Here is a 23,938-nt window from a genome sequence, read left to right as displayed (position 1 = left end):
TCAGCCTTCGCCCGTTACGACCAGGCGCCCCCTGTGCAATGTGACCTTGTGTGCCAGTCGTTCTGCGACACGGGAGCTGTGAGTGACCATCAGCAGGCTGGTGCTGCTGTCATTCAGCAGGTCCAGCAGCAATTGCAGCACTTCATCGCTGGTGGCTTCGTCGAGGTTGCCGGTGGGCTCGTCGGCCAGCAGCAGGGCAGGGCGCGAAGCGAGTGCGCGTCCGATGGCAACCCGCTGCTGTTGACCGCCGGACAATTGCTCTGGATAGCGATGGAGCAGATCACCCAGGCCGAGGCGTTCAATCAGTTGCGCCTGCCAGAGCGGGTCATGGCGTCCGGCCAGGCGTGCCTGGAACGCCAGATTGTCTTCGGTCTTGAGGCTTTCGATCAGGTTGAACTGCTGGAACACCAGACCGATTTCGGTTCGCCGCCAGTTGGCCAGCCGGGCTTCGCTCATGCTGTTCAGTTGTTGATTGGCGACGGTGATGGTGCCGCTGTCGATCTGATCCAGCCCCGCCACCAGATGCAGCAAGGTGCTTTTGCCACTGCCCGACTCGCCCATCAGCGCCAGACTGCTACCACGTTCCAGATGCAAATCGACGCCACGCAAGACCTCTACCGGGCCTTGGGCCGAGGGATAGCTCTTGAACACGTTTTGCACATTCAACATCGGGGTGCCCGGTTGGAAGTGGTCATACCTTGAGGATAACGGCTATCGCCTATGGGTGTGTGAATGAATTCATTCGTGAAGGCGGCGTTTCATACGATGCATTTCTATTGGGTGTAGCAGAAACTTGTGTGAGGCAGCTTGCTGGCGAAAAGGGTCTGAAAACTGGCAGATATTCTGCGTCTGTACGAGAAGTCGCCAGCAAGCTGCCTCCCAAAAAGTGAAAAACCAGGTCATTTCCCCTGTCTGCGAATCAACCCCCGCAAGGCAAACCGGTTGGGATGGCAGGCCTCTGCCACGCTGCGGGGCAGCGGCAGCGGTTCGTTATCCAGCCAGGCGGCGATCAGCTCGGCGGACAAGGGCGCAGTAATCAGGCCGCGTGAACCATGGCCACTGTTGACGTACAGCCCGTCCAGCCAAGGGCAGGCAATGTCCGGCACCTGTCGGGCATCTTTGCCAAGCGCCGCATAAGCCTGAATAAACGATTCCCTGTCTGCCAGCGGCCCGACGATTGGCAGGTAATCCGGGCTGGTGCAACGGAAGGCGGCACGTCCCTGTAACTGCTCCGGCAACAACTCCGACGCGCCGAGACGCTCGGTCAGGTCTTCGGATATTTCCTGCAACAATTGCAGATTGCTCAGGTGATCGGCGGTATTGGTATTCAGGTCGTCACTGTTGAAATCGAAGCTGGCACCCAAGGTGTGCTCACCCAGTCGTGTCGGCGCGACATAACCTTCCGCGCAGACCACCGTGCGCAATACCTGGCTGTTGTCGGTCTGCGGCAGGCGGGTGATCTGCCCGCGAATGCGTTTGAGCGGCAGGTCGGCGCTTTGCGCAAAGTGTTTGATATCCGCAGCACCTGCGAGCACCACCACCGGCGCACTGTCGATCAGTTGCTCCTGATTCCAGGCCTGCCATTGCCCATCGACGCGACGCAATTCCAGTGCTTCGTGATGCGCAATCAGTTTGATATTCGGGTGCGCAACCTGCGAATGACACAGCGCTGGCGGATGAACCCAGCCGCCTTCAGGGAAAAACAGCCCGCCCCAACGCAGGTTTATACCGCTGCGCGCCTCGGCAGAAGGCTGATCCAGCCGATGCAGCAGCTCTTCGGGGAAGGCGTCGGCCAGTTGCTGCTGGCGCTGGGCTTCCTTGTCGTCGAAAGCCAGTTGCAGTACGCCGCAGTTGTCCCAGTCGACCCCCCTTTGCAGGCGCTCAAGCAGCCGTCGCGTGTGGCCGAAACCACTGAGGATCAACTGCGACAAGGCCGTGCCGTGTGCCGACAGCTTCAAATAAAGCACGCCCTGCGGATTGCCCGAGGCCTCTTGCGCCGGTTGGGCGTGACGCTCCAGCAGGCTTACCTGCCAGCCGCGCTTCGCCAGGCTGTCTGCCGTGGCACAACCCGCCAGCCCGGCACCGATCACCAGCGCCTTGCGTTCACCCTGAAGGGCAGCGGGTCGGGCAAACCATGGCTTGATGGGCGAGGGCAGTGGAGCCTCTTCAGGCCAGGCGATGAACTTGCCGCGCAGCACTTCCCATTTATGGCCGATGCCCGGTACACGCTTCATCTTGAAGCCCGCCGCGTTCAGGGCGCGTCGAACCCAGCCGGTGCTGGTAAAGGTGCCAATACTCGCCTCGGGCGCCGACAGTCGCGCCAGTTCGGCGAACAGCTCCGGTGTCCACATTTCCGGATTCTTGGCCGGTGCAAAACCGTCGAGAAACCAGGCATCGATCTGCCCGTCCAGTTGCGGCAGCATCTCCAGAGCATCGCCGATCAGCAGCGTCAGGGTGATTCGCCCGTCGTCGAAGACCAGCCGCTGAAAGCCTTCATGCACAGCGATGTATTGATCGAGCAATGGCTCGGCAAAAGCTGCCAGTTCCGGCCACAAGGCCAGGGCGCGTTGCAGGTCTACGCGGTTGAGAGGGAATTTCTCGACGCTGACAAAATGCAGCCGTGCCTCGGGGTGAGCGCACTCCTGAAACAACTGCCAGGCGCAGAGAAAGTTCAGACCGGTGCCGAAACCTGTTTCACCGATGACCAGCCGTTCACCCGCAGGCAAGGCCGTGAAACGCACGCGCAGATCGTTCTGTACCAGAAACACATGGCGGGTTTCTTCCAGGCCGGATTCGGTGGAGAAATAGACATCGGAAAAGGCGCGGGAATGAGGATTGCCTTGTTCATCCCAGTCGATCTGGGCGTGGCGGGTAATGGTCATGTTCGGCTCGGCGGTGGCAGAGGCGGCATTTTACCCGTGTATGCAGACAAAAGCGGTTCAGATTGACCCACGGTGAGGATTACAGCCGGACAAGCCCTGTGCAGGACCTGTCCGGCAGGTTTTTCAGTGCTGGGCGACCGGGCTGCTCACATTGTCCGGTTGCTTGCGTGGCCACAGAGTCAGGCCGTAGTACAAGACGCCGCCCAGGAAGCAGCCGGTGAACCAGGCGAAGTTGGCAATCGGCTTGAACCATGGGATGAAGGTAAAGCACAGGCCCACCAGTGCGCTCAGCAGCAGGGCGGTGACCGCGACACGGTTCACGCCGTTGGTGTACCAGTAACGACCGCTGGGTGTGTCATTGAACAGGGCATCGACATCGATCTGTTGTTTCTTCACCAGGTAGTAGTCCACCAGCAGGATGCCGAACAGCGGGCCGATGCAGGCGGCCAGGATATCCAGGGTGTAGTGAATCACTTCCGGGTTATTGAACAGGTTCCATGGGGTGATGAAGATGGAAGCGACTGCCGCGATCATCCCGCCTGCACGCCAGCTGATACGGCTGGGTGCCACGTTGGCGAAATCGAAGGCCGGCGAAACGAAGTTGGCGACAATGTTGATGCCGATGGTGGCGGTGACAAAAGTGAACGCGCCCAGCAGCACGGCAGTGGTGTTGTCGATACGGGCGACGGTCGCAATCGGGTCATGGATCATTTCCCCGAAAATTGGCAGCGTGCCGGAAACGATCACCACCGTTACCAGGGAAAACGCCAGGAAGTTCACCGGCAGGCCCCAGAAGTTGCCGCGTCGTACGTCTTCCATGCTCCGGCAGTAACGGCTGAAATCGCCGAAGTTCAGGGTCGGGCCTGAGAAATACGACACCACCAGCGCGATGGCCATGATCACCTGACCAAAGGCCGCCCAGCCGGACAGCTCCTTTTCAGCCAGAGTGAAACTGATGTTGTCCCAGCCCGCACGCCAGACGATCCAGCCCGCGAGAACGAACATGACGGCATAGACCGCAGGGCCAGCCCAGTCGATGAAGCGACGGATCGACTCCATGCCTGACCAGAACACAATCGCCTGCACCACCCAGAGCGTCAGGAAGCCGAACCAGCCCAGGTATGAAAGCCCCAGGAAACTCACGTCTTGATAAGCGGCCAGTTCCGGGAAGAAACGCAGCACCACAATCACCAGCGCGCTGGACGCCAGATAAGTCTGAATGCCATACCAGGCCACCGCGATCAGGCCACGGATGATGGCTGGAATATTGGCCCCGAAGACCCCGAAGGCGAGGCGACAGATGACCGGGTAGGGCACCGCAGCCTGCTGGCTGGGCTTGGCCACCAGATTGGCAATCACCTGAATGATGCAAATGCCCACCAACAGCGCGATCAGCACCTGCCAGCTCGCCAGCCCGAGAGCGAACAGGCTGGCGGCGAATACATAACCGCCGACGCTGTGAACATCGCTCATCCAGAAGGCAAAAATGTTGTACCAGGTCCACTTCTGGGGGATCGGCCCCAGATCATGATTGTGCAGGCGCGGGCTGTATTCGGCCGGGCGTTGGTCTGTCATGGCATTCCCTCCCTCGTTGGGCCATCGCTGTAGCTGGGTACGAGTGATGGCGTTTTTGTATACGATCTTGTACGCAAGACGTATGCCATGGCCCGGATTCTCAGGGAAAAAGCCTCCAGAGTATTGCCGGGCGGGAGTTCAAGGAGGGAACACCGGTGCGTGGGATCATCCACAAATGGTGCTTTCAGTGCGCGAAAACAGGGCGGTTTTGCTCGATAGAAGTGCATTCATGCCCTGAGGAAGCTGCTTGCCTGCGCAAATGGGATGGGGTGCGGGCTATCTGAGCGATAACCCAACATGGCACTATTTCTGTATACAATCGTGAGTGCCAATAACTTTCATGGCATTTTCAAGCAGCGCTGAAGGAGGCCCTGTGCGTATTCAAGTGATCAACCCCAACACCAGCGATGCCATGACCCACAAGATCGGGCTGGCCGCCCAGGCGATAGCGCGACCGGGCACGCAAATCATCGCGTGCAGCCCCGAGGACGGGCCGGTGTCCATCGAAGGGCATTTTGACGAAGCCATTGCCACGCTGGGCGTGCTGGAGGAAATACGCAAAGGACGAGATCAACAGGTCGATGCCCACATCATCGCCTGCTTCGGCGACCCAGGCCTGCTGGCCGCCCGCGAGTACGCCACTGCACCGGTCATCGGTATCGCCGAAGCCGCCTTTCACATGGCAGGCCTGATTGCCACACGCTTTGCCGTTGTCACCACCCTGAGCCGCACCCGGATCATTGCCGAGCACCTGCTGCAACGTTATGGCTTCAGCGAACTCTGCACTTCGGTGCGTTGTATAGATTTGCCAGTCCTGGCCCTGGAAGAAGGCGGCCCGGAACTGATCGAACGCATGGTCGAACAGGCCCGCCGCGCCCGTGACGAGGAGGGCGCCGGTGCCATCGTGCTGGGTTGCGGCGGCATGGCTGACCTGCCTCGACAACTGAGCGAAGCCATCGGCCTGCCCGTAGTGGAAGGCGTCAGCGCCGCCGTGAAACTGGCCGAATCGCTGGTGGACCTGGGCCTGACCACCAGCAAGCATGGTGATCTGGCCGACCCGATCGGCAAACCGTTCAAGGGGCGTTTTGCGTATTTGAGTCGCTGAAAGGCAGCGCTCAATACTTGCCAAATGCAGCCAGGTTATACAGCGTCCACATCCGGTCATAGCCGTTGTCTACGGCGATGAAATCGTTACTCAATTGCTCGGGTTCTGCCCGAGCGGTCCAGTGTTGTTGCAGGGTAGCCAAGGCGTCGATCCAGGTCTTGGCCGGCTCGCTGATCTCGCGCCACACAGGTTTGCCGCCTCCGGCTGAGGTCAGACGTGGCAAGGTCTTGAAGTAGTCTTCAGCATCGGTCCAGGCTGCCAGCAATGAGCGGTGCAAGGCCTGAACCTGCTCGGGAGTCAGGCGCTGACTGCCCGCCTGCTCATCCAGTTGATTGATTGCCAGGCGCGCCATCAGCATGAAATTGAGCGTGTGCCAGTGCTGATCGCGTCCGAGGCGTTGTTCGATTTGCTTGAGTTGTTTGCTGCGCAATTGCAGCATTGGCTGTTCGAGCGCCTGATTGAAGGCGGGCGCACGTTCGTACAACTCGTCCATTCTTTGGGTGAGCAACTCATTGAGCTGGCGCGCAACCGGTATCTCGGGGTATCGCTCAACGTACAGTTGTTCGACCTTACGGGCTTCAGGGCGCAGATTGTCATAGGCCTGGATGTAATCATAAGCGGCAATGTCCAGAAGGCTGTTCCATTTGTGCCCGCCGCTCACATGAAAGGAGCAGGGACTTGTAGAGTCCTTCTCGGCAGAGCCCATGCCGAAGCCGCTGAACGTCCGGCTTGGAGAGGGATTGCGAGCGATCACATCGTCAAAACGGGTCTGGTAAAAGTGATAACGAATGCGCAGCAACGTATCGCTGTAAGCCAGGCATTTGTTCATCTTCAGCAACTGGGTTGATACAGACTCTGGTTTTTCGCGAGACGGCACGAGTATCTGGTGCAACCAGGCAATCCCCAGAAACACGCATACGGCGACAACAAAGGCGCGACTACTGATCATGGTCGGCCTCCTTGCGTGGAAGGTGCGTACCATTGCTGACGTGTCACCTGTACCTGACAGGGCGGTGAAGTGTCGTCCAGGGTTGCGCACAGGCGCAGTGGCCAGGGGTGCATGCCCTGATCTTCGCCCAGCGGGCGATAGTTGATGATGGCGACGGCTACCCAGAGCGAAGACGCCAGCAGTCCGAAGGCTATGCCGATTCTCATTTCCCGTAGCCATGAGCCGGGCGGTGATTCTGTAAATGCCTGCTTACGACGGTCTGGCCTGGACGTGCGGCTCAGCAGGGCCAGGCCCAGCAGGACTGCCGTGTAGACCAGCAGTGCGCCAATGCCACCTGCCAGAAAGGCCGGTATCGCAAGCAACCACCCCGGCAGACTTTCATGTAGCGGCAATGGCGTGGGACGTCGCAGGCTCAGCCAGTGACCGCAGCGTTCTCTCAGAGCCTTGTCCGTGCGCCAGGCATTCAGGGCAACGGCTCGACACACCCAGCTCACGCACCACGCCAACAAGCCGAACAGTGCGGCCATCTCCAGCATTGTGCTCAGTGTTTCAAGCAGGCTGCTGCCCAGACGAAAATAATCGTTGAAGGCTATTTCCCCGGTTGAACCGAGGATTGCAAGGGGCAGTGCCCATACTGCTGGGCTGCGCTGCAGCGGACGCCAGAAGTAAGGGTCCATGCCCGGCATTTCGCTTGCCAGTTGTGGATAGCGGTGCTGTACGGTATTGGCCAGGTGTTCGCACATCTGCCAGTCGGCCTTGTTGAATGCAGCCGTGAGCTGCACTCGGGCATCCTCTTGCATGGGCTGAAACAACAGGCGGGCTGCTCTGGAATCAGGACTTTCGCTTTTCTGGGCTGCGAGACGCTGTTGCTCCTCAAGAAAAGCGGTGCTGTGGCTGCGCTGCAGCAGCTCGCTCCAATAGCGCCAAGGCGTAAGGTTTCCTGTCTGTTTCCAGCCTTGGCTTGCGCATAGCGCGTCGAACAACGGGTTGGACCAGAACGTGGCGTTGAGCAGCAGCCGGGCCAGACACTCATTGAGCCACTGGCGACGGTCGAGTGTCTGTAGCCAGGCTTTTTGTTCAAGGTTGCGGCACAGATCCAGCAAGCGCTGGATGTTTCCTGTGTCCAGCGCGCTATGCAGCTGGTGTTCGGTATGGCTCAGCAGATAGTTCAATACGGGTTCGGTGGCCGCATAAGAAATATCCTGACGCTGCCATGGAGTCAGCCAGTAAAGGTGCTGCACGACAGGCTCTGCCATCTCCTTCATGACTTCAGGGCTCGATAGACAGAGGAGCAGCAAGCGCCCTTCAAACTCCGCTTCGCAATAACTCGTGCGAGCCTGTTCCATGCGCTCGACCAGGTTATCTGCCGTGATGCCTTCAAGCAGTTGCTCCGCCAGCTTCCAGGCTGGGGTCGAACCGTCGTTCAGCGGCAGGACATCAAGCGGGGCAAATGTCGGGGCCGGATCGAAGGCCTGCACCTCTTGCCATTCGGCAGACCAGTTCAGAGCCTGTTCATAGGCATCGCGCAGACGTTGAAACCCCTCAGGATCCTCGTCTGGTCGGTGTTGTTTGAGCAGGGCTGCGTATTGACGCTTGATACTGCGGGTATCGGCATCGGGTTCCAGCCCCAGCACAGACCAGCAATTCATTCCTGCACATCCAGCACAAGCAGTAGGCTGAGGGGTATGCCGACAGTCATGGGGTGTGGGACTCCTGGGACACAGTACGAATCTTGAAGGTGACTCGCTGTATCGGCAGGTATTGCACAAACTTGCGTGTACTCAGGTGGTGCGCATCAATGCATTCCGTAGGAGCGAATTCATTCGCGAAGGTATTTCAAACGACCTATCTCTGTCGGATGTACTGACCTCTCGCGAATGAATTCGCTCCTACTGCCGGCGGCTTTACCCCTTGCTATGCTCCGACGACGTAGGCCCTTCAACCACGCCGCGTGGGCCGGCGACTCCCCAGATACCGGCACCGATCACTGGCAGGACCACCACCAGAGCACTCCAGCCTGCCTTGGTCGCCAGGCTTTTGCGTGAGCGCCAGACGCTGTTGATGACCCAGGCGTCGAGCAGCATGACCATGACCGCCACGGCGATCCAGAACACGGTGGACATTTCCATTCCGGCACCTCCGTACCTGTCATGTTGCAGGAAGCACGATCGTGGAGTCGGGTTCCGGCACGCTGATGGAGTTGTTGCCTGGCGTCAGGATCACCTTGCGACAATCCTCCTGGCCCTTGTCGAAAATCTTGTAACCCGTGGCGGCATCTTCCAGTGACATCCGGTGGGTGATGATCGCTTCAGGGGCCAGTCGACCGGTTTCGATATGCTCCAGCAGTTCGGGCATGAAGCGTTGGGCATGGGTCTGGCCCATCTTGAAGGTCAGGCCCTTGTCGAACGCATCGCCAAACATGAAACCGTGAATAAAACCGGAATAAACCCCCGGCACACTCACCACGCCGCCGCGCCGCACAGTGGCGATGCACTGGCGCAAGGCTTTGCCGCTGCTGCCTTCCAGCTTGAGGGTCGCGAGCACGGTTTCCGTGGTGCTGCCCTTGGCCTCGAAACCGACCGCATCCACCACGGCATCGACACCGCGCATGCCGGGTGTCTGGCGAATGATGGTGTCGGCCGGGTCATCGTCTTCATCGAAATTGATCGGGATGGCGCCGTAGGTCTTTTGTGCATAGGCCAGCCGATAAGGGTAATGATCGACGATGAAAATCCGTTCGGCCCCCAGCATTCGCGCGCACGCGGCGCAGAGCAGGCCGACCGGGCCAGCGCCGTAAATGGCGATGCTTGAACCCTTGCCGATGCCTGCATTGAGCACCGCCTGCCAGGCGGTGGGCAGGATGTCGGAGAGAAACAGAACCTTCTCGTCCGCCAGAGTGCCCGGCACCTTGAACGGGCCGACATTGGCTTTCGGCACCCGCACATACTCGGCCTGCCCGCCGGGAATGCCGCCATACAAATGGCTGTAGCCGAACAGCGCGGCGCCGGGCGGAATGGATTTCTTGTTGAGGATCGCGCCGCGTCCGGTATTGGTCGTTTCACAGGCGGAAAACAGATCCAGCTGGCAGAAAAAACATTCCCCGCAGGCAATCACGAATGGAATGACAACCCTGTCGCCCCGCTGTACAGCGGTCACCGCAGGCCCGGCTTCTTCGACGATCCCCATGAACTCATGGCCCAGGATATCGCCATGCTCCGTGGCCGGGATCTTGCCGTGATAGAGGTGCAGGTCAGAGCCACAGATGGCGGTGGCCGTGACCCGCAGGATGATGTCGTCGGCTTCCTGTATCTGCGGGTCGGGCACGGTATCGACTTTTACATTGTGCGCCCCGTGATAGGTCAGTGCTCTCATGGTCAGCCCTCGGCTTTGCCAGAAGGAGTCTGGACTTGCCTTAGATGAACGAGGGTTGTCGTGTTTGGTTCATGGCAATGGACTAACGGTTGCTGGCCATTGATAAGCCACCGTGACTGCTCGTCGGCTTATTTCTCATCGGCCTGAACGGCTGTTATTCCCCCTCAGTCGACTCCAGTGACGGGTAAGCAGTCGGAACCCTTCAAGGCAGTCAACCTGAAGCAGGACTCACTCCACGAGGTTCCCGATGAACAAAGCATCAAGCAAGAGCAGAACAACGATTGAGGATCTGTTCATTCACGAGCTTTCCGATATCTACAGCGCTGAAAAACAGATCACCAAAGCCCTGCCAAAACTGGCCCGGGCCTCCACCAATCCCAAACTGGCCGAAGCGTTCAATGCGCATCTGGAAGAAACCCAAGGCCAGATCCAGCGTATCGATCAACTGGTCGAGCAGTTCGAGATCAAACTCAAGCGCGTCAAGTGCATCGCCATGGAAGGGTTGATCGAAGAAAGCAAGGAACTGCTGGAGGAAATCGAAAAGGGTCCGGTACTCGATGCGGGCCTTATCGCTGCTTGTCAGAAGATCGAGCACTATGAAATATCCGGCTACGGAACGCTGATTGCCATGGCCAAACACCTGGGCCTGGACAATGCCGCGAGTGTGCTGGGCGAAACCCTGGCAGAGGAAAAGTCCGCCGATGAAAAACTCACAGCGATTGCCGAAGAGGGCGGTACCCAGGCCGCCACGCTGGATCTGGAGGAAGGACAAGAGGTAGAGGACGATCAAGAGGAAGAAAAACAACCCCGCAAGAAAAGACAGGCCTGAGTGGTTAAGGCATACACGTGAGAGGGGTCTTGGCTCCTCTCAAACCACAACCTCATGAATTAAATGGAATTTCTGTAGGAGCGAATTCATTCGCGAAGAGCCAGTACACCCGACAGAGTAATGTCGTTAGCCTGATGTGTTGCCATGTGAGAAAGCCGGGTTTTGTGACTGACGCCAGCGCACAAGGTTTTCTCACCCCTTTTATTGATCCTGGAGGATAGCTGAATGATATGAGTGGTCTACATTAGCCGCAGATCATTTGAAGAGTGCCGCTAATGTTTGAGTCCGCTGAAATAGGTCATGCCATCTCCAATGAAATCTACGAGGCTGAAGTGCCTGCGCTGCGCGAAGCCTTGCTGGAAGCCCAGTACGACTTGCACGAGCAGGCCGGACGCCAGATCATCGTATTGATCAACGGCATCGAAGGTGCGGGCAAAGGCGAAACCGTCAAACTGCTCAGCGAGTGGATGGATCCGCGCCTGATCGAAGTCCGCACCTTCGACCGACAGACCGACGAAGAACTGGCTCACCCCACGGCCTGGCGCTACTGGCGGCAATTGCCCGCCAAGGGCCGCATGGGGATCTTCTTCGGCAACTGGTACAGCCAGATGCTGCAAGGCCGTGTGCATGGCCTGTTCAAGGATGCGGTACTCGACCAGGCCATCAGCGGTGCCGAACGCCTGGAAAAAATGCTCTGTGACGAAGGCGCACTCATCTTCAAATTCTGGTTTCACCTGTCCCGCAAACAGATGAAATTACGCCTCAAAACCCTCAAGGACGACCCGCTGCACAGCTGGCGCATCAGCCCGCTGGACTGGCAGCAATCGAAAACCTACGGCAAGTTCGTGCGCTTCGGCGAACGAGTACTGCGCCGCACCAGCCGCGAATACGCGCCTTGGCATGTGATCGAAGGCGTGGATGCCAACTACCGCAGCCTCACCGTGGGCCGCCTGCTGCTCGAAGGCATGCAGGCCGCATTGAACACACCCAAGGCCGAGCCCAAGCCATTGACCTTCGGCCCCTTGCCCGCCAACCACGGCGAACTGACCCTGCTCGACAGCCTCGACCTGAGCCGCAGCCTGAGCAAGGACGAATACCAGGAAGCACTGATTGCCGAACAGGCGCGCCTGTCCGTCAACCTGCGCGACAAACGCATGAAAAAACACGCCCTGGTGGCCGTCTTCGAAGGCAACGATGCCGCAGGCAAAGGCGGCGCCATCCGCCGCGTCGCCGCCGCACTCGACCCACGCCAATACAGCATCGTCCCCATCGCCGCCCCCACCCAGGACGAACGCGCCCAACCCTACCTCTGGCGCTTCTGGCGACAGATCCCCGCACGCGGCAAATTCACCATCTTCGACCGCTCCTGGTATGGCCGGGTACTGGTGGAACGAGTCGAAGGCTTCTGCAGCGACTCCGACTGGGCCAGAGCCTACGGCGAAATCAACGACTTCGAAGAACAACTCACCGACGCCGGCATCGTCGTCGTGAAATTCTGGCTCGCCATCGACGAACAGACCCAACTGGAACGCTTCCAGGAACGAGAAAAAATCCCCTTCAAACGCTACAAAATCACCGAAGACGACTGGCGCAACCGCGAAAAATGGCCGCAGTATCGCCAGGCGGTGGGGGATATGGTGGATCGCACGAGTACCGAGATTGCGCCGTGGACGTTGGTTGAGGCGAATGACAAGCGGTGGGCGCGGGTTAAGGTTTTGCGGGTGATTAATGAGGCGTTGGAGGGGGGAGGGATAAGAAGTAAAGGGGAATAGGTGAGACTTGTGGCTGGTCGAAATCAATTTGAAGTGATTGATTAATAATGGCAGAGAACGACCCATCGGCAGGTGGCTAGGGCAGGAATCTGCACCCAAGCAGTTCTTCAATCCGGTCAACTTGGCATTACGCCTAACCAATGTACTGCAAGCATATTCGTAGAGCCAGATGTTGGGTTGAGAGCGACGGCAAGTTTAGAGAGGATTCAGGCTTATTTTATCGAGTGCTCGTTTCCTCAGCGGCTTCTGTTCGCGCACCAAGATAAACTGCACAGACCAGTCCCAATTTCGATAACTTTCTAGTAAGCCTATCCTGCCACAGCAGGGTTAGCCGGACCTCCTAGTTTTTAGTGAGGCACTCCATAAAAAGTTCGCTCTCCAATGGATGATTCACTGCTGTCTGGAAGCTGCTTGTCGGTGAATGAGGTCGTGTTCAGTGCAACCATCCGATACTGACACTCGACAGTACTCAAAAAACTTGAAAGCGATGGTTGCCCTTAGCTTGACTTATGTGCGAAATTGATGGCGTACTGCTACTCTGGCAGAGTGAGTATTAGCGGGATGGTAGACCCTATATATCAAAAAAATTATTCTGCACCTTGGTGTATTATCTATGCTTGGGCACCGAATGGTCTGGCGGAGTTTGTTCTCCCTGTAACTTTGGCATCATTAAATTGGATTTGAATCTCGCCTATAAAACAGGCCTTATCTAGTGATGGCTAGGATGTTATTTTATACGATTTGCTCATGAACAAGGATGCGTTATGATTTTACTAAAGGCGGTAAAGGTTCACAAATATAAAAGCATACAGGCCACTCAAGAGGTTGATATTGACGAAAAAGTGACAACAGTGGTTGGTATGAATGAGTCAGGGAAAACTTCATTTCTTACCTGCTTGGCTAAAACCAATTATTTTTCAGAAGATAAAGATTTTGTATTTGATGCTGTGCATGACTATCCACGAAGCGAATATATTGATTATCAACACACAGGGGAGCCAGGGCAGGCCGTCACTTGCACATATGTTGTTAGTGATGAATTGGCAGGAATGATAGCTGATGATGTTGGTGTAAAGTCTTTTACGGAAAAAGAATTTAAGGTTACCTATAATTATGATGGGGCCGTTAATCTCTATGAGGGTGTAAGTGGAGATATTTCAGAGTTTATAAGTCACTCGGTAGAGGCGTTGGAACTAAGCTCTGAAACATTAGGCGCAATAAAAAAAATCAAGAAATTGACAGAGCTGTCCGATATTCAAGGTGGCGATCAGGACGCTGGATTAGAAACTCTGAAGGCAAGGATAAAGCTTATACTTGACAGCTCATTCAATTCATCATGGAGGGGGGAGCTTGGCGCATACATTGCGTGTCATTGGTTAAAGCCTAGACTTCCAAAATACTGGTATTTTGATGAGTATTACCCGTTGTCCGGAGAAATAAATATTTCTCAGTTAGAGACAACTCCTAAGGGTGAGCAGCAAAAGACAGCTCTGGCTCTCTTTGAAATGGCTAGAATTAAGCCCGCTGAAGTGCTAAAAAGCAGCACTCAAGATTATGAGCGATATGTTGCAATGCTTGAAGCATCTTCAAACAAGGTTTCAAAAGAGATGTTCAAGTACTGGTCAACCAATGCAAATTTGGATTTTGATTTTAAGATTAAGGATGTGCCGATTCAAAATGGGGGGGCTCAAAAATATCTTGATGTTCGCGTAAAAAGTCAGCGTCATAAAATTTCACTTCCACTGGATCGTCGTAGCAAAGGTTTTAATTGGTTCTTTTCCTTCATAGTATGGTTCAGCAAAATACAGTCAGATAAAAACTCTAACTATGTATTACTTCTCGATGAGCCAGGTTTAAACCTGCATGCCTCAGCACAGGCTGATCTGCTACGTTTTATCGAAGACCTTTCTGAAACTTATCAAGTTATTTATACGACTCACTCCCCGTTTATGATTAACACCAAGTCGCTGAATCGAGTTAGAACTTGTTTTGAAACCGACGAAGGGACTGTTATTTCGGATTCAATACAGGAAAAGGATCCAAAGACCCTGTTCCCACTTCAAGCTGCATTGGGATATGATATCGCTCAAAACTTGTTTGTCTCAAGCAGTAATTTACTTGTCGAGGGGCCTGCGGACCTGATTTATCTGACAGTTCTATCCAGTCATCTTGAATCTAAGGGGCGCAAATACCTAAATCCAGAGATAACTATTGTCCCAGTCGGTGGGCTTGATAAAGTCAGCACTTTTATATCCCTTTTGAGAGGGTCAAAGTTAAAGGTTGCCTGCCTTCTTGATACTTTCACCGATCAGCGCGGTAAGAGAAAAGTCGACGATCTAATTGCAGATAAAATTATTAAAAAAACGCACGTACGTTTCTTTGATGAATTTTCACCAGCATCTCTCACCGTGTCAGATATCGAAGATTTGTTTGACGTGACGGAATACCTAAATTTTTTCAATACAGCTTTCACAGGAGAGATTGATGCACTCACTGACGCAATGTTGCCGCAGGAAGGAGGCCCTATCCTGAAACGCATTAATAAAGCTATTTCCCGCGATCGGTTTAATCACTATCGACCCGCTAATGCGCTAAACTCAATGAAAATTAGCGATACCACTTTCTCAGCAGAAACGCTGGGTCGGTTTGAAAAAGTTTTTGAGGAGATTAATAAACTCTTCCAATAGAAGCAGCTGGCAACAACCTTGCGCATATTTCTGATGTGCAAGGTTGGGAATGTAAAGTTTTTCATGACTTAATTGTATACTACCCATAAACCCCATCTGCCCAAGCGGGTTAACGGTTTGCCGTGGCATCTCTGGCGAGCTGCTCCACGGCATCAAGGTTTCATAAATATTCTTACTTTGTATTGCTGCAGATTTTGTAGATATATTCAAATGTCACTTGAAATCTATTAGATTTTATCCAACCCTGTCTAATTATTGCCAGTAGCGATTTAGCAACGACTGAGAACTATCGGCCAGTAGTGGCCATTCAAAGGAGTCTACGATTCACGGAGCGATTCAGATACTGGTTTCTGGCAGACCGATTCAAGGACGAGCTTTAGGAGAAAGACTGCTAGTAGTAAGCTAAAAAACGGCACTATGCAATGTCATGTAAGTGCCGGAATTTATCAACCTTTAACCCACTTAAGAGCTAGGAAACGAGGGAATTCCCATTTTTTGGGATATAAGGATTGGATTTTTCTATCGGGTATAGGCTCCGACATACTAAGTAAATGGAAGCCAAATTTTGAAAATGTCGAGATGTATTTTTCTATCGGTCGATGGATGTGCGTAGTTTTAAACTCTGAGTCCGATAAGGATATTTTGAACGGAGCCTTAATCATGAGTTCTTTTTTGTATGAAAACCATGTCTCTTTCTCGTAACCCCAGTACCTAGGCCAAAAGCACGGATGAGGTATAGTTGCAACAAATTCATCACCTTTATGCGCTACTTGAGATAAGGTCTTGGCGAATTTATCAAGCTGGGGGGCTGCCGACAACATCATTGCTGCTAAGAATATACTTTTCCCTTCAGTTTTGTGAAGTAATTGTTCCTCGCAATCTTCAAAGTCAGAATTAATAAAATAAATATTAGAGAACATCGAGAGAATGGATCTGGCAATGCTTAAACTTTCAATTGATGGCTCTATACATATGATCTTCTTAAACTGCGCAGCAAGTCGCCCCGTAAGCTCTCCTGTGCCTGAGCCAATGTCAATTAACGTTGCATAAGGATCTTGACCAACTAACGACTCAATTAAAGGTGCCATTACATGAGTGAATGTGATATCTAGGCCTGCATAAATTTGCTTATGCCTTTCAGACGCTAAACAGTCCCACTCCATGGCCAGTTCTTGAGAGGAAATACTCTCAACGTGAGAAAACTTTGACTTCATTACTTATCTCCATTCTTTTTTTGGGAGACGCTCTTGGCGATTTGTACAAGCTCGTACGCTAAATGAAAGGCCGGATGAGAGCCAGAGCTAAACTCCTCGACTACATGCTCGTCTGCTCTGGCCCTACCAATGGCTACCTTGCTCCCTTCTCTGCCATAGTAGGCTATGGTAAAGCGTGCGCTTGGATCACTGAGCAACTCTGCCCCATATTCATAGACGTCTGCGCCTTCTTTTTCAAGTTCTTGAGAAAGGGGCGTGTGCGCTGGCAAACATATAATTAATTCACCGCTTCTTGCCTTCTCTCGAAGAAGATTTTTGGATTTATCATCTTTAGCCCAACTCATGTCGCGAGTCCAGATTGCTACCCGACCGCCGTAAAATATCCAGTGAAGCATGTAGTTCATAATTGAGTCAGGGTCAGTTTGCTTAAATACGCGCTTCCCTTCCAGAGTGTAAATTTCAAAGAAGATCAGGAATCCATAGAGAAAAAACAGGATTACCCCTACTATAGATATTCCCGAGGCAGTGGCAAGTGTCATCTTGCCCGTATCTATCAGAGGGTAAAGTGTGGCGAGTAGTGCAACCATACTCAAAAAAATAAGAACTAGCTTTACAATTAGCGCCATTCCACCGCGGGAGCATTTCGGGCGAGGCCATTCCGAGTCACTCATAAAAATCCCTGTTAGCTTGTTTTTTATCCATTGGAGAAAATTTTTCATGTCTAACTCAATCTGAGGGGCACTCTTACGAGCTTATCAGTTCGCTGATAGAATACCGTAAACAGACTGCCGTTAGTCTACCGTTTTTAAAACTGCTTGTGTGGTACGCGGCTATGGGGCTATAGATAAAGGAAATCCCGCTATCATGCGAGGTGAGTGAGTTGTCCTTTGCTTTCTAGATTCATCCGACTGACAGCTTTTGGCCGAGTTTGAGCGTGGTGTATTTGTCTAGTTTTTGCCCATCAGGCGGTCCATATTTGACAAGGTAAAGCAGACCTGTACGTTTGTCATGACTTCGCTGGCAAGTCAGATGTTCCCCAATCGTTGCGTATGTAATTTAGCTGCGAGCATTGAAAGGAGATGAAGGTGATTCGTATTGATTGCAAACACTTACACAGGTCCCTTTGGTTTTGGCCGTGGACCTGCCAGCATTTATCACTCACCCAGCCGCCAACGCCTCTTCATATTCACTTATAAATCGCGGCAGCTCATACCCCAGCACCGCACACAAATCCCGCAGTTGCACGATATCCAAGCGTCGCGAGCCCTTTTCTACATCGCTCATAAATGACTGTGGGCGACCCAGCGCCGTAGAGCATTCTGTTTGAGTGAGGCTGGCATTCTCTCGGATCGTTCTCAATAGCTTGATGAGGACCTGATGTTCTCTTCGATAAATTGCTTTTGTCATGACGCCGTTCTCGTTGAACCGCTTCACACGCTATAACTGATTCCCAGATATCTGATATTCGGATATTCTTAGCCAAGACCCCGAGCAGAGCCACCGCTTTGCCCGGCCCCCAAGAAATCCGGAAGCCCTATCTGAAAGGACACAACCTATGAAAACCCGAACCCACCCCCGCAACCCCTGGCAATCATCCCGCAATACCCGACCGCGCTTCCCCAGCCGCGCAGGATCTACCCCGAAGCCTCCAGCGACTCAACTGCAAATCGTCAGCTCCATGTACGCCTACCTGATGACGAGCTGGGAGGAGTTGCCCGAGGAGAACAAGCGTGCCTTGGGTTTCGATTTTGTAGCGGGCAGTGAAGGGGAGGAGAAGGCGCTCAATCATCTGGCGCGGCTTTTTCTGGATTATGCTGATTTGTCATTTCGTCGGGCGTTGGTTGCTCGGCGCAGGCGGCTTGGGATTGATGAGACGAGCCGGGCTGTTGAGTGAGTGATGCCGCGCAGGCTCAAGCGCATGGCTGAAGTCGAGGCGCGTTTATGGCCGGAGCTGCCCTGAGTGAGGGCAGCCATCGGCCTGTGGTGTTGAAACGTCATGTCATGCAGCGCAGTGCTGCCTGCACATCAATGACTGGCGACGATTTGGCCGGACTGCCTTTCACCGCTTGCAAAACCATGCACTCGCGCGCTCGATGCAATGGCTAGGTTTAGCAGTAACAGCACCAATAAGGCTCAGGGAAAAGAACTCACCCTCCATTGACCGAGCAAGAGCAGGTAGGAGCGGATTTATCCGCGAGACGTCATTAAAAGCGATACATTTTCTTCGGATGTACGGGCCTCTCGCGAATAAATTCGCTCCTACGGAAACTTCATTTAATTCATGATGTTGCGTTTTTTGATGAGGCTGGTAAAGAGTCTGAAGTGGCTTGCTCGTTTTCAAACAGAGTCTATGTGGTATTTAAATATGGGTCCAAAAACCGAAGAGCTGATCTGATTCTTGGGCAGAGTTCTAAAGATGGCGTTTTCTGCTGGAAAGCCGGGTATTTCGAGTTGAACGAAAAGCTTGAAGAACTCAGAGGCGATGCTTTTCGGCTTGCGAATGAGATCAAGCGGTCACAGTGATTTCCCTTACCTCTCCCTCAACGCCTCACTCCCCCCCTTCAACACAGGCTTCAACAAATAATCCATCACACTCTTCTCCCCGGTAATAATATCCACCGTCGCCACCATCCCCGGAATAATCAGCAGCGGCCTGTCATCGCCACCCAGATGATTTCTATCCGTCCGTACCTGTATCAGATAAAAACTGTTCCCCTTGTCATCCGTAACCGTATCCGCGCCGATCATCTCCAACCGCGCAGGCAACCCCCCATAAATCGTGTAGTCATATGCGCTGAATTTGACCATCGCTTTCTGCCCTGGATGCAGGAAGGCGACGTCCTGCGGACGGACTCTGGCTTCGATCAGCAGGTTGTCTTCCAGTGGCACGATTTCCAGAAGGTCGCTGCCGGGTTGGACGACGCCGCCGATGGTGTTGACCTTGAGGGTCTTGACGATGCCGCGTACCGGGGAGGTGACGGTGGTGCGGGTCATGCGGTCGTCGATGGCGATGCGGTTGGCGCTGATTTTGGCGAGGTCGGAGCGTTTTTCGTTGAGTTCGCGGGAGGCTTCGCTGCGGAAGGTCAGTTCCGATTCCTGGGTTCTGCTTTTGATCTCGTTGATGGCGGCTTCGGCGCGGGGGATGGCGAGGGTGTTGGCGTTCATCGAGCCGCGCATTTCCACGGCGTTGCGTTTGAGGCGCAGGATTTCCACGGGTGAAACGGCGCCTGAGCCCACCAGTGGCACTGACATGTCGAGTTCCTGCTGCACCAGCGCAAGGCTGTTGCGGAACTGTTCCTGACGGGAGCGAAACTCGGCCAGTTCCTGGGTCTTTTGCCTGAGTTGTTCGTTGAGGGTGCGTTGTTCCCCGTTCAGCCGTCGCTGGCGGGACTCATAAAATGCACGCTCATCGGCGGCGACTTGCGGGGCTTTGTCGATCACTTCTTGTGGCAGGAGCAAGGGCCGTCCTTCGGCTTCGGCGGCCAGGCGTTCGACCTGGGCAGTGAGGGTCAGGCGGTCGACTTCGCTTTCGCCACGGTTGGACAGAAAGCGCGTGTCGTCCAGGCGCAGCAGCGTATCGCCTTTGTTCACGACCTGGCCTTCGCGGACGAAAATCTCGGTGACGATGCCGCCTTCCAGGTTCTGGATCACCTGTACCTTGCTGGACGGAATGGCTTTGCCTTCCCCTGTGGTGACTTCCTGGAGCACGGCATATTTCGCCCAGATCAGCGCGGTCAGGATCAGCGCCGTGGCCACCCAGACCGTGAGGCGTTGCGAGTCTGACGAGTCTTGCTGCATGGCGCTGTTGCGTTCGTTCATGAACCCTGCCTCGGGTTTCAAGCGGCGGCGCAGCCCGTAAGTGACTGACATGGTGATGCTCCTCAAACAGGTGGCGGGCCGACCTGGCCCTTGCGCAGCGCTTCGATCACGACAGCCTTCGGGCCGTCGGCTACCAGTTTGCCGTTGTCCAGAACCAGCAGGCGGTCCACCAGGTTCAGCATCGACATGCGGTGGGTGACCAGCAGCAAGGTTTTGCCGGGTATCAACTGATGCAGGTGCTGGCGCAGAGTGTCTTCGCTGGCGTTGTCCATGTGGCTGGTGGGTTCGTCCAGCAGCATGATCGGCGGATCACGCAGCAGTGCCCGTGCCAGCAACACGGCCTGACGCTGACCACCGGACAGCAACTGGCCGCGCTCGCCCACAGGCCGGTCGAACCCTTGGGGATGTTTGAGGGCCAGTTCATCGACGCCGGTAATTCGGGCGACTTCCAGCATGCGGGCATCGCTGGTGTGGCGGGCACCGAGGGTCAGGTTGTCGCGCAGGCTACCGGCCAGCAGCGGCAAGTCATGGGCGACGTAGCCGATCTGTTGGCGCAGTGCGGTGATTTCCAGTTGCCGCAGGTCGAGGTTATCCAGCAACAACTGGCCTTCGTCGGGTGTGTAGAAGCCCATCAGCAACCGCGCCAGGGTGCTTTTGCCTGAGCCGCTGCGACCAATGATGCCGATCCGCTCGCCCGGTTCGACGCTGAAGCTGATGTTGTTCAGTGCAGGTGCGCTTTGCTGGCCATATGCAAAGCTGACATTGCTGGCGCTCAATGCGCCCTTGAGGGGCGGGCATTGCAGCGGACGCTGGCGGGTGTCTCGCTCCTGAGGCAAGGCCATCAGGGTGTCGGTGCTTTTCATGGTCAGTTGCGCTTGTTGATAGCGGGTGATCAGCCCGGCGATCTGGCCCAATGGTGCGAGCACGCGGCTGCCCAGCATGTAAGTGGCCACCAGCGCGCCGACGCTCAGGTTGCCCGCGATGATGCTGTAGACCCCGGCAACGATGGTTGCCATGCCGCAGAACTGCTGGATGAATAACGTGCTGTTGCTGGCCAGTGCGGCCAGATGCCGGGCGTGGTTGTCCAGGCGGGTGAGGGCGCCGTGGGTGTTTTCCCATTGGTGCTGACGCTCGCCTTCGGCATTGCAGGCCTTGAGGGTTTCCAGGCCGCCGAGGGTTTCGACCAGCAAGGCTTGTCGTGCTGCGCCCAGGCTCAGGCTCTTTTGTACGGTATCGCGCAGCAGCACCTGAATCGTCCAGGCAAAGGCCACGGTCAGGGGGAAGGCGATAATCGGGATCAACACCAGCCAGCCGCCCAGCAAACCGATAACGCCCAGCATCAGCAAGGCGAATGGCAGGTCGATCAGGCTGGTCAGGGTGACGGCGGTCAGAAACTCCCGGAGCCCCTGAAAGTCATGAATGCTCTGGGCAAAACCGCCCACCGTGGCGGGGCGGTTCTTCATGTGCATGCCGATGATGCGTTCAAAGAGGGTGGCCGAGAGAATCAGGTCGGTCTTGCTGCCGGCCTGATCCAGCAAGCGGGCGCGAATCAGGCGTAATCCCAGCTCGAACAGGGTGCCGATCAGCAGTCCGATAGCCAGCACCCACAAGGTCGCGGTTGCCTGATTGGGCACTACGCGGTCGTAGGTCTGCATGACGAACAAGGGCACCATCAGGCCCAGCAGGTTGATCAACAGGCTGGCGAGGATGGCATCGCTGTAGAGCCCGCGAGACAGTTTCAACGTGTCACGAAACCATGTCTTGACCCTCGGCAGCAACGGGGCGCGCAGCTGTTCCAGTTCATGTTGCGGACGGGCGAACAAGGCCTGGCCGGTGTAGCGACGGGCCAGTTCCTCGCGGCTGATCCATTGCTCGCCACCTTCGTTTTCACTGGGCAGGATCAGCGCCCGACCGTCTTTGCCCCAGCGACTCAGGACGGCACAGCTCTGCTGGTCGAGCAACAGCAAGACCGGCAGATTCAGGCTGTCGATGGCGTTCAGGTCTCGGCGCAGCCAACGGGCCTGCAATCCGGCACTGGCGGCGGCCCGTGGCAGCAGCTCACTGCTCAAGCGCTGTCGGTCCAGCGGCAGACCGGCACTCAGGCTGGCGCGACTGGTGTTGCAGCCGTGCAGATTGCAGAGGATCAGCAGGCCATCTAGCAAGGGATCGTCGTCGTTCGGCACAGGGGCGAGGGCGGCGGACAGTTCCATACGATTCACAGGTGGACTCCCATAGAACAGATGATTCAACGTGTGGGAGGCAGCTTGCTGGCGAAAGCGCCAGTAAAACCGGCACATATGTAGTGCCTGCACATTGGCGTCGCCAGCAAGCTGCCTCCCACAAAACGGATCGGTTTTAATTCGGGGTGGTTTTATTTACTTCAGCAAAGGCAAACGGGCCTGGTTTTCAACCTCATTCAGCGCCACCGCTTCGGAAGGCAGCACCACGCGCTGTTTGCGCAGCAACTCTCCTTCGCTGGCCAGCACGCGATACATGGCCAGTTCTTCGGTGTAACGCACTTCTGTGTAACGTCGGCTGGCGTTGTACAGTTCGTTTTCGCTGTCCAGCAGGTCGAGCAGGGTGCGTTGGCCCAGACCGAACTGGTCCTGATACGCGGCGCGCACGCGGGTGGTGGAGGTCACGTAGTCACGGGCAATCGGGGTTTGCTGGCGGGCGTTATTCATGGCGTTCCAGGCCAGCGACATGTTTTCGTTGAGCATGCGCAAGGCGTTGTTGCGGATATCCAGAGCCTGGCCAGTCTTGTAGGCGTTGGAACTCAGGCGTGCCTTGTCCCGGTTGCCGTTGAACAGGTTGTAATTCATCACCACGGCGGCTCGCCATTCGTTGTCGTGGCCTTCCTCGCCTTGCAGGTTGTCATTGGCACCCACGGCCAGTTCGGCATCGAAGCGTGGATAAAAGGGCGACTTGGCAATTTCATATTGCTTCTCGGCGGCCTGCACATCGGCCTGAGCCGACTTCAGGTAGGGATTGTTGAGCAGCATGCTCTGCTGGGCATCCGACAGGCTCAGTGGAACCTCGCCCTTGATCGATGGCGGCGTCTCCAACTCGTCCGGCAGGCGACCTACTGCGCTGGCAAAGCTGGCTTCGGCGTCCGCCAGTTCCACTTGTGCGGTATAGAAGTTGTTCTGCGCCAGCGCACGACGAGCCAGGGACTGGTCGCGATCCGCTGTGCTGCCCACGCCGCGTTCGCTGCGCAGGGTGATCTGGTCATTGATGCGCAGGTGAGCTTGCAGGTTGTTGCGGGCCAGGGTCAGCAGCTCACGGCACTTGAGCACTTCCAGGTAAACCTCGATGGCGCGCAGGGCCAGGCTCTGGGAAGTGCCTTGCACGTAATAGGCGCGGGAGTTGACCACGGCCTGGGTGCGGCCCACTTCGTTGGGGGTATTGAAGCCATCGAACAGTAACTGGCGCAGGCGCAGTTCGGACTGGGTGTAGTTCAGGATTTGCGAGTCATGGCCGTAGAGGGCACGGGTGCTGGGGCTGTCGGTCTTTTGCCGACCGTAGGTGGCCACCAGATCCACTGTCGGCAGATAGCCGCCCCTGGCAACTTTCAGTTCTTCACCGGCAGACAGCCTTTCGTTCTTGCTGGCCTGGATTTCCGGGTGATGGTCGATGGTGTTCTGGATCGCTTCGGTCAATGTGATGGCTTGCGCTTGCGCACAGGCCACCGCAAGCACGACGGCGCTGTAAAGCGGTGTCAAATCGCGCATGAA

Annotated in this window: 18 protein-coding genes; 5 read left to right on the top strand and 13 right to left on the bottom strand. The window is 55.5% G+C overall.

The window, feature by feature from the left end; translation table 11 throughout:
• The 3 genes from JL015_RS16950 to JL015_RS16940 form a co-directional block, all read right to left on the bottom strand.
• Positions 1-669 (bottom strand): ABC transporter ATP-binding protein, encoded by a 669-nt coding sequence (locus tag JL015_RS16950; protein ID WP_201019279.1) that lies wholly within the window; start codon positions 667-669, stop codon positions 1-3.
• Between the two features lie 230 nt (positions 670-899).
• Entirely contained in the window at positions 900-2,882 is a 1,983-nt protein-coding gene (mnmC, locus tag JL015_RS16945; RefSeq protein WP_201019278.1) for a bifunctional tRNA (5-methylaminomethyl-2-thiouridine)(34)-methyltransferase MnmD/FAD-dependent 5-carboxymethylaminomethyl-2-thiouridine(34) oxidoreductase MnmC, read from the bottom strand.
• A gap of 123 nt (positions 2,883-3,005) precedes the next feature.
• Entirely contained in the window at positions 3,006-4,457 is a 1,452-nt protein-coding gene (locus JL015_RS16940) for an NCS1 family nucleobase:cation symporter-1 (protein WP_201019277.1), read from the bottom strand.
• A 373-nt stretch (positions 4,458-4,830) separates the two neighbouring features.
• Here JL015_RS16940 and JL015_RS16935 point away from each other — a divergent pair, with 373 nt between their 5' ends.
• Positions 4,831-5,562 (top strand): aspartate/glutamate racemase family protein, encoded by a 732-nt coding sequence (locus JL015_RS16935; RefSeq protein WP_201019276.1) that lies wholly within the window; start codon positions 4,831-4,833, stop codon positions 5,560-5,562.
• Positions 5,563-5,572: 10 nt separating this feature from the next.
• On the opposite strand, the gene JL015_RS16930 is transcribed toward JL015_RS16935, so the two are convergent.
• The 4 genes from JL015_RS16930 to JL015_RS16915 all read right to left on the bottom strand — a co-directional run bounded on the left by JL015_RS16930 (position 5,573) and on the right by JL015_RS16915 (position 9,883).
• The gene (locus tag JL015_RS16930) at positions 5,573-6,511 is read right to left on the bottom strand and encodes a DUF3829 domain-containing protein (protein ID WP_201019275.1); all 939 of its coding nucleotides are present in this window, start codon (positions 6,509-6,511) and stop codon (positions 5,573-5,575) included.
• On the bottom strand, positions 6,508-8,160 hold the full coding sequence (locus JL015_RS16925; RefSeq protein ID WP_236250233.1) for a J domain-containing protein: 1,653 nt from the start codon (positions 8,158-8,160) through the stop codon (positions 6,508-6,510). The genes JL015_RS16930 and JL015_RS16925 overlap by 4 nt, the downstream gene beginning before the upstream one ends.
• Positions 8,161-8,415: 255 nt before the next feature.
• Positions 8,416-8,640: a PLDc_N domain-containing protein gene (locus tag JL015_RS16920; protein WP_201019274.1), complete on the bottom strand. Its 225-nt coding sequence runs from the start codon at positions 8,638-8,640 to the stop codon at positions 8,416-8,418.
• A 19-nt stretch (positions 8,641-8,659) separates the two neighbouring features.
• Positions 8,660-9,883, bottom strand: a complete 1,224-nt coding sequence (locus JL015_RS16915) for a zinc-dependent alcohol dehydrogenase (protein ID WP_201019273.1) — start codon at positions 9,881-9,883, stop codon at positions 8,660-8,662.
• Positions 9,884-10,130: 247 nt separating this feature from the next.
• Between JL015_RS16915 and JL015_RS16910 the strand changes: the two genes are divergently transcribed.
• The 3 genes from JL015_RS16910 (at position 10,131) to JL015_RS16900 (ending at position 15,171) form a co-directional block, all read left to right on the top strand.
• Complete coding sequence (locus JL015_RS16910) at positions 10,131-10,712, top strand: YciE/YciF ferroxidase family protein (protein ID WP_201019272.1); 582 nt, start codon at positions 10,131-10,133, stop codon at positions 10,710-10,712.
• A gap of 275 nt (positions 10,713-10,987) precedes the next feature.
• A complete protein-coding gene (gene pap / locus JL015_RS16905; RefSeq protein ID WP_201019271.1) occupies positions 10,988-12,484 on the top strand; it encodes a polyphosphate:AMP phosphotransferase in 1,497 nt (498 codons plus the stop codon).
• 764 nt (positions 12,485-13,248) lie between these two features.
• Positions 13,249-15,171: an AAA family ATPase gene (locus JL015_RS16900; protein WP_201019270.1), complete on the top strand. Its 1,923-nt coding sequence runs from the start codon at positions 13,249-13,251 to the stop codon at positions 15,169-15,171.
• Between the two features lie 446 nt (positions 15,172-15,617).
• On the opposite strand, the gene JL015_RS16895 is transcribed toward JL015_RS16900, so the two are convergent.
• From JL015_RS16895 to JL015_RS16885, 3 genes are all read right to left on the bottom strand, one after another.
• Positions 15,618-16,385, bottom strand: coding sequence for a class I SAM-dependent methyltransferase (locus JL015_RS16895; protein ID WP_201019269.1), 768 nt, complete (start codon positions 16,383-16,385; stop codon positions 15,618-15,620).
• Positions 16,385-17,104, bottom strand: coding sequence for a hypothetical protein (locus JL015_RS16890; protein WP_201019268.1), 720 nt, complete (start codon positions 17,102-17,104; stop codon positions 16,385-16,387). The genes JL015_RS16895 and JL015_RS16890 overlap by 1 nt, the downstream gene beginning before the upstream one ends.
• Before the next feature lie 439 nt (positions 17,105-17,543).
• A complete protein-coding gene (locus tag JL015_RS16885) occupies positions 17,544-17,792 on the bottom strand; it encodes a helix-turn-helix domain-containing protein (RefSeq protein WP_201019267.1) in 249 nt (82 codons plus the stop codon).
• Positions 17,793-17,940: 148 nt separating this feature from the next.
• Between JL015_RS16885 and JL015_RS27740 the strand changes: the two genes are divergently transcribed.
• Entirely contained in the window at positions 17,941-18,279 is a 339-nt protein-coding gene (locus JL015_RS27740; RefSeq protein WP_236250232.1) for a hypothetical protein, read from the top strand.
• A gap of 635 nt (positions 18,280-18,914) precedes the next feature.
• Here the strand turns inward: JL015_RS27740 and JL015_RS16875 are convergent.
• The 3 genes from JL015_RS16875 to JL015_RS16865 all read right to left on the bottom strand — a co-directional run bounded on the left by JL015_RS16875 (position 18,915) and on the right by JL015_RS16865 (position 23,935).
• Complete coding sequence (locus JL015_RS16875) at positions 18,915-20,255, bottom strand: HlyD family type I secretion periplasmic adaptor subunit (RefSeq protein ID WP_200999762.1); 1,341 nt, start codon at positions 20,253-20,255, stop codon at positions 18,915-18,917.
• Between the two features lie 11 nt (positions 20,256-20,266).
• Positions 20,267-22,414: a type I secretion system permease/ATPase gene (locus tag JL015_RS16870; RefSeq protein WP_201019395.1), complete on the bottom strand. Its 2,148-nt coding sequence runs from the start codon at positions 22,412-22,414 to the stop codon at positions 20,267-20,269.
• Positions 22,415-22,579: 165 nt separating this feature from the next.
• Positions 22,580-23,935, bottom strand: a complete 1,356-nt coding sequence (locus JL015_RS16865; protein ID WP_200999761.1) for a TolC family outer membrane protein — start codon at positions 23,933-23,935, stop codon at positions 22,580-22,582.
• Between the last annotated feature and the right edge of the window lie 3 nt (positions 23,936-23,938).

It is taken from the genome of Pseudomonas cichorii (assembly GCF_015471405.1).
Taxonomy (GTDB): domain Bacteria; phylum Pseudomonadota; class Gammaproteobacteria; order Pseudomonadales; family Pseudomonadaceae; genus Aquipseudomonas; species Aquipseudomonas serbiensis.
Note: the sequence above shows the minus strand (reverse complement) of the source record. Positions and strands in the feature narration are given on the sequence as shown.

Coding starts and splice junctions, on each gene's coding strand:
- JL015_RS16950 (WP_201019279.1), bottom strand. CDS start 669: ATGTTGAATGTGCAAAACGTGTTCAAGAGCTATCCCTCGGCCCAAGGC.
- mnmC (WP_201019278.1), bottom strand. CDS start 2,882: ATGACCATTACCCGCCACGCCCAGATCGACTGGGATGAACAAGGCAAT.
- JL015_RS16940 (WP_201019277.1), bottom strand. CDS start 4,457: ATGACAGACCAACGCCCGGCCGAATACAGCCCGCGCCTGCACAATCAT.
- JL015_RS16930 (WP_201019275.1), bottom strand. CDS start 6,511: ATGATCAGTAGTCGCGCCTTTGTTGTCGCCGTATGCGTGTTTCTGGGG.
- JL015_RS16925 (WP_236250233.1), bottom strand. CDS start 8,160: ATGAATTGCTGGTCTGTGCTGGGGCTGGAACCCGATGCCGATACCCGC.
- JL015_RS16920 (WP_201019274.1), bottom strand. CDS start 8,640: ATGGAAATGTCCACCGTGTTCTGGATCGCCGTGGCGGTCATGGTCATG.
- JL015_RS16915 (WP_201019273.1), bottom strand. CDS start 9,883: ATGAGAGCACTGACCTATCACGGGGCGCACAATGTAAAAGTCGATACC.
- JL015_RS16910 (WP_201019272.1), top strand. CDS start 10,131: ATGAACAAAGCATCAAGCAAGAGCAGAACAACGATTGAGGATCTGTTC.
- pap (WP_201019271.1), top strand. CDS start 10,988: ATGTTTGAGTCCGCTGAAATAGGTCATGCCATCTCCAATGAAATCTAC.
- JL015_RS16900 (WP_201019270.1), top strand. CDS start 13,249: ATGATTTTACTAAAGGCGGTAAAGGTTCACAAATATAAAAGCATACAG.
- JL015_RS16895 (WP_201019269.1), bottom strand. CDS start 16,385: ATGAAGTCAAAGTTTTCTCACGTTGAGAGTATTTCCTCTCAAGAACTG.
- JL015_RS16890 (WP_201019268.1), bottom strand. CDS start 17,104: ATGAAAAATTTTCTCCAATGGATAAAAAACAAGCTAACAGGGATTTTT.
- JL015_RS16885 (WP_201019267.1), bottom strand. CDS start 17,792: ATGACAAAAGCAATTTATCGAAGAGAACATCAGGTCCTCATCAAGCTA.
- JL015_RS27740 (WP_236250232.1), top strand. CDS start 17,941: ATGAAAACCCGAACCCACCCCCGCAACCCCTGGCAATCATCCCGCAAT.
- JL015_RS16875 (WP_200999762.1), bottom strand. CDS start 20,255: ATGTCAGTCACTTACGGGCTGCGCCGCCGCTTGAAACCCGAGGCAGGG.
- JL015_RS16870 (WP_201019395.1), bottom strand. CDS start 22,414: ATGGAACTGTCCGCCGCCCTCGCCCCTGTGCCGAACGACGACGATCCC.
- JL015_RS16865 (WP_200999761.1), bottom strand. CDS start 23,935: ATGCGCGATTTGACACCGCTTTACAGCGCCGTCGTGCTTGCGGTGGCC.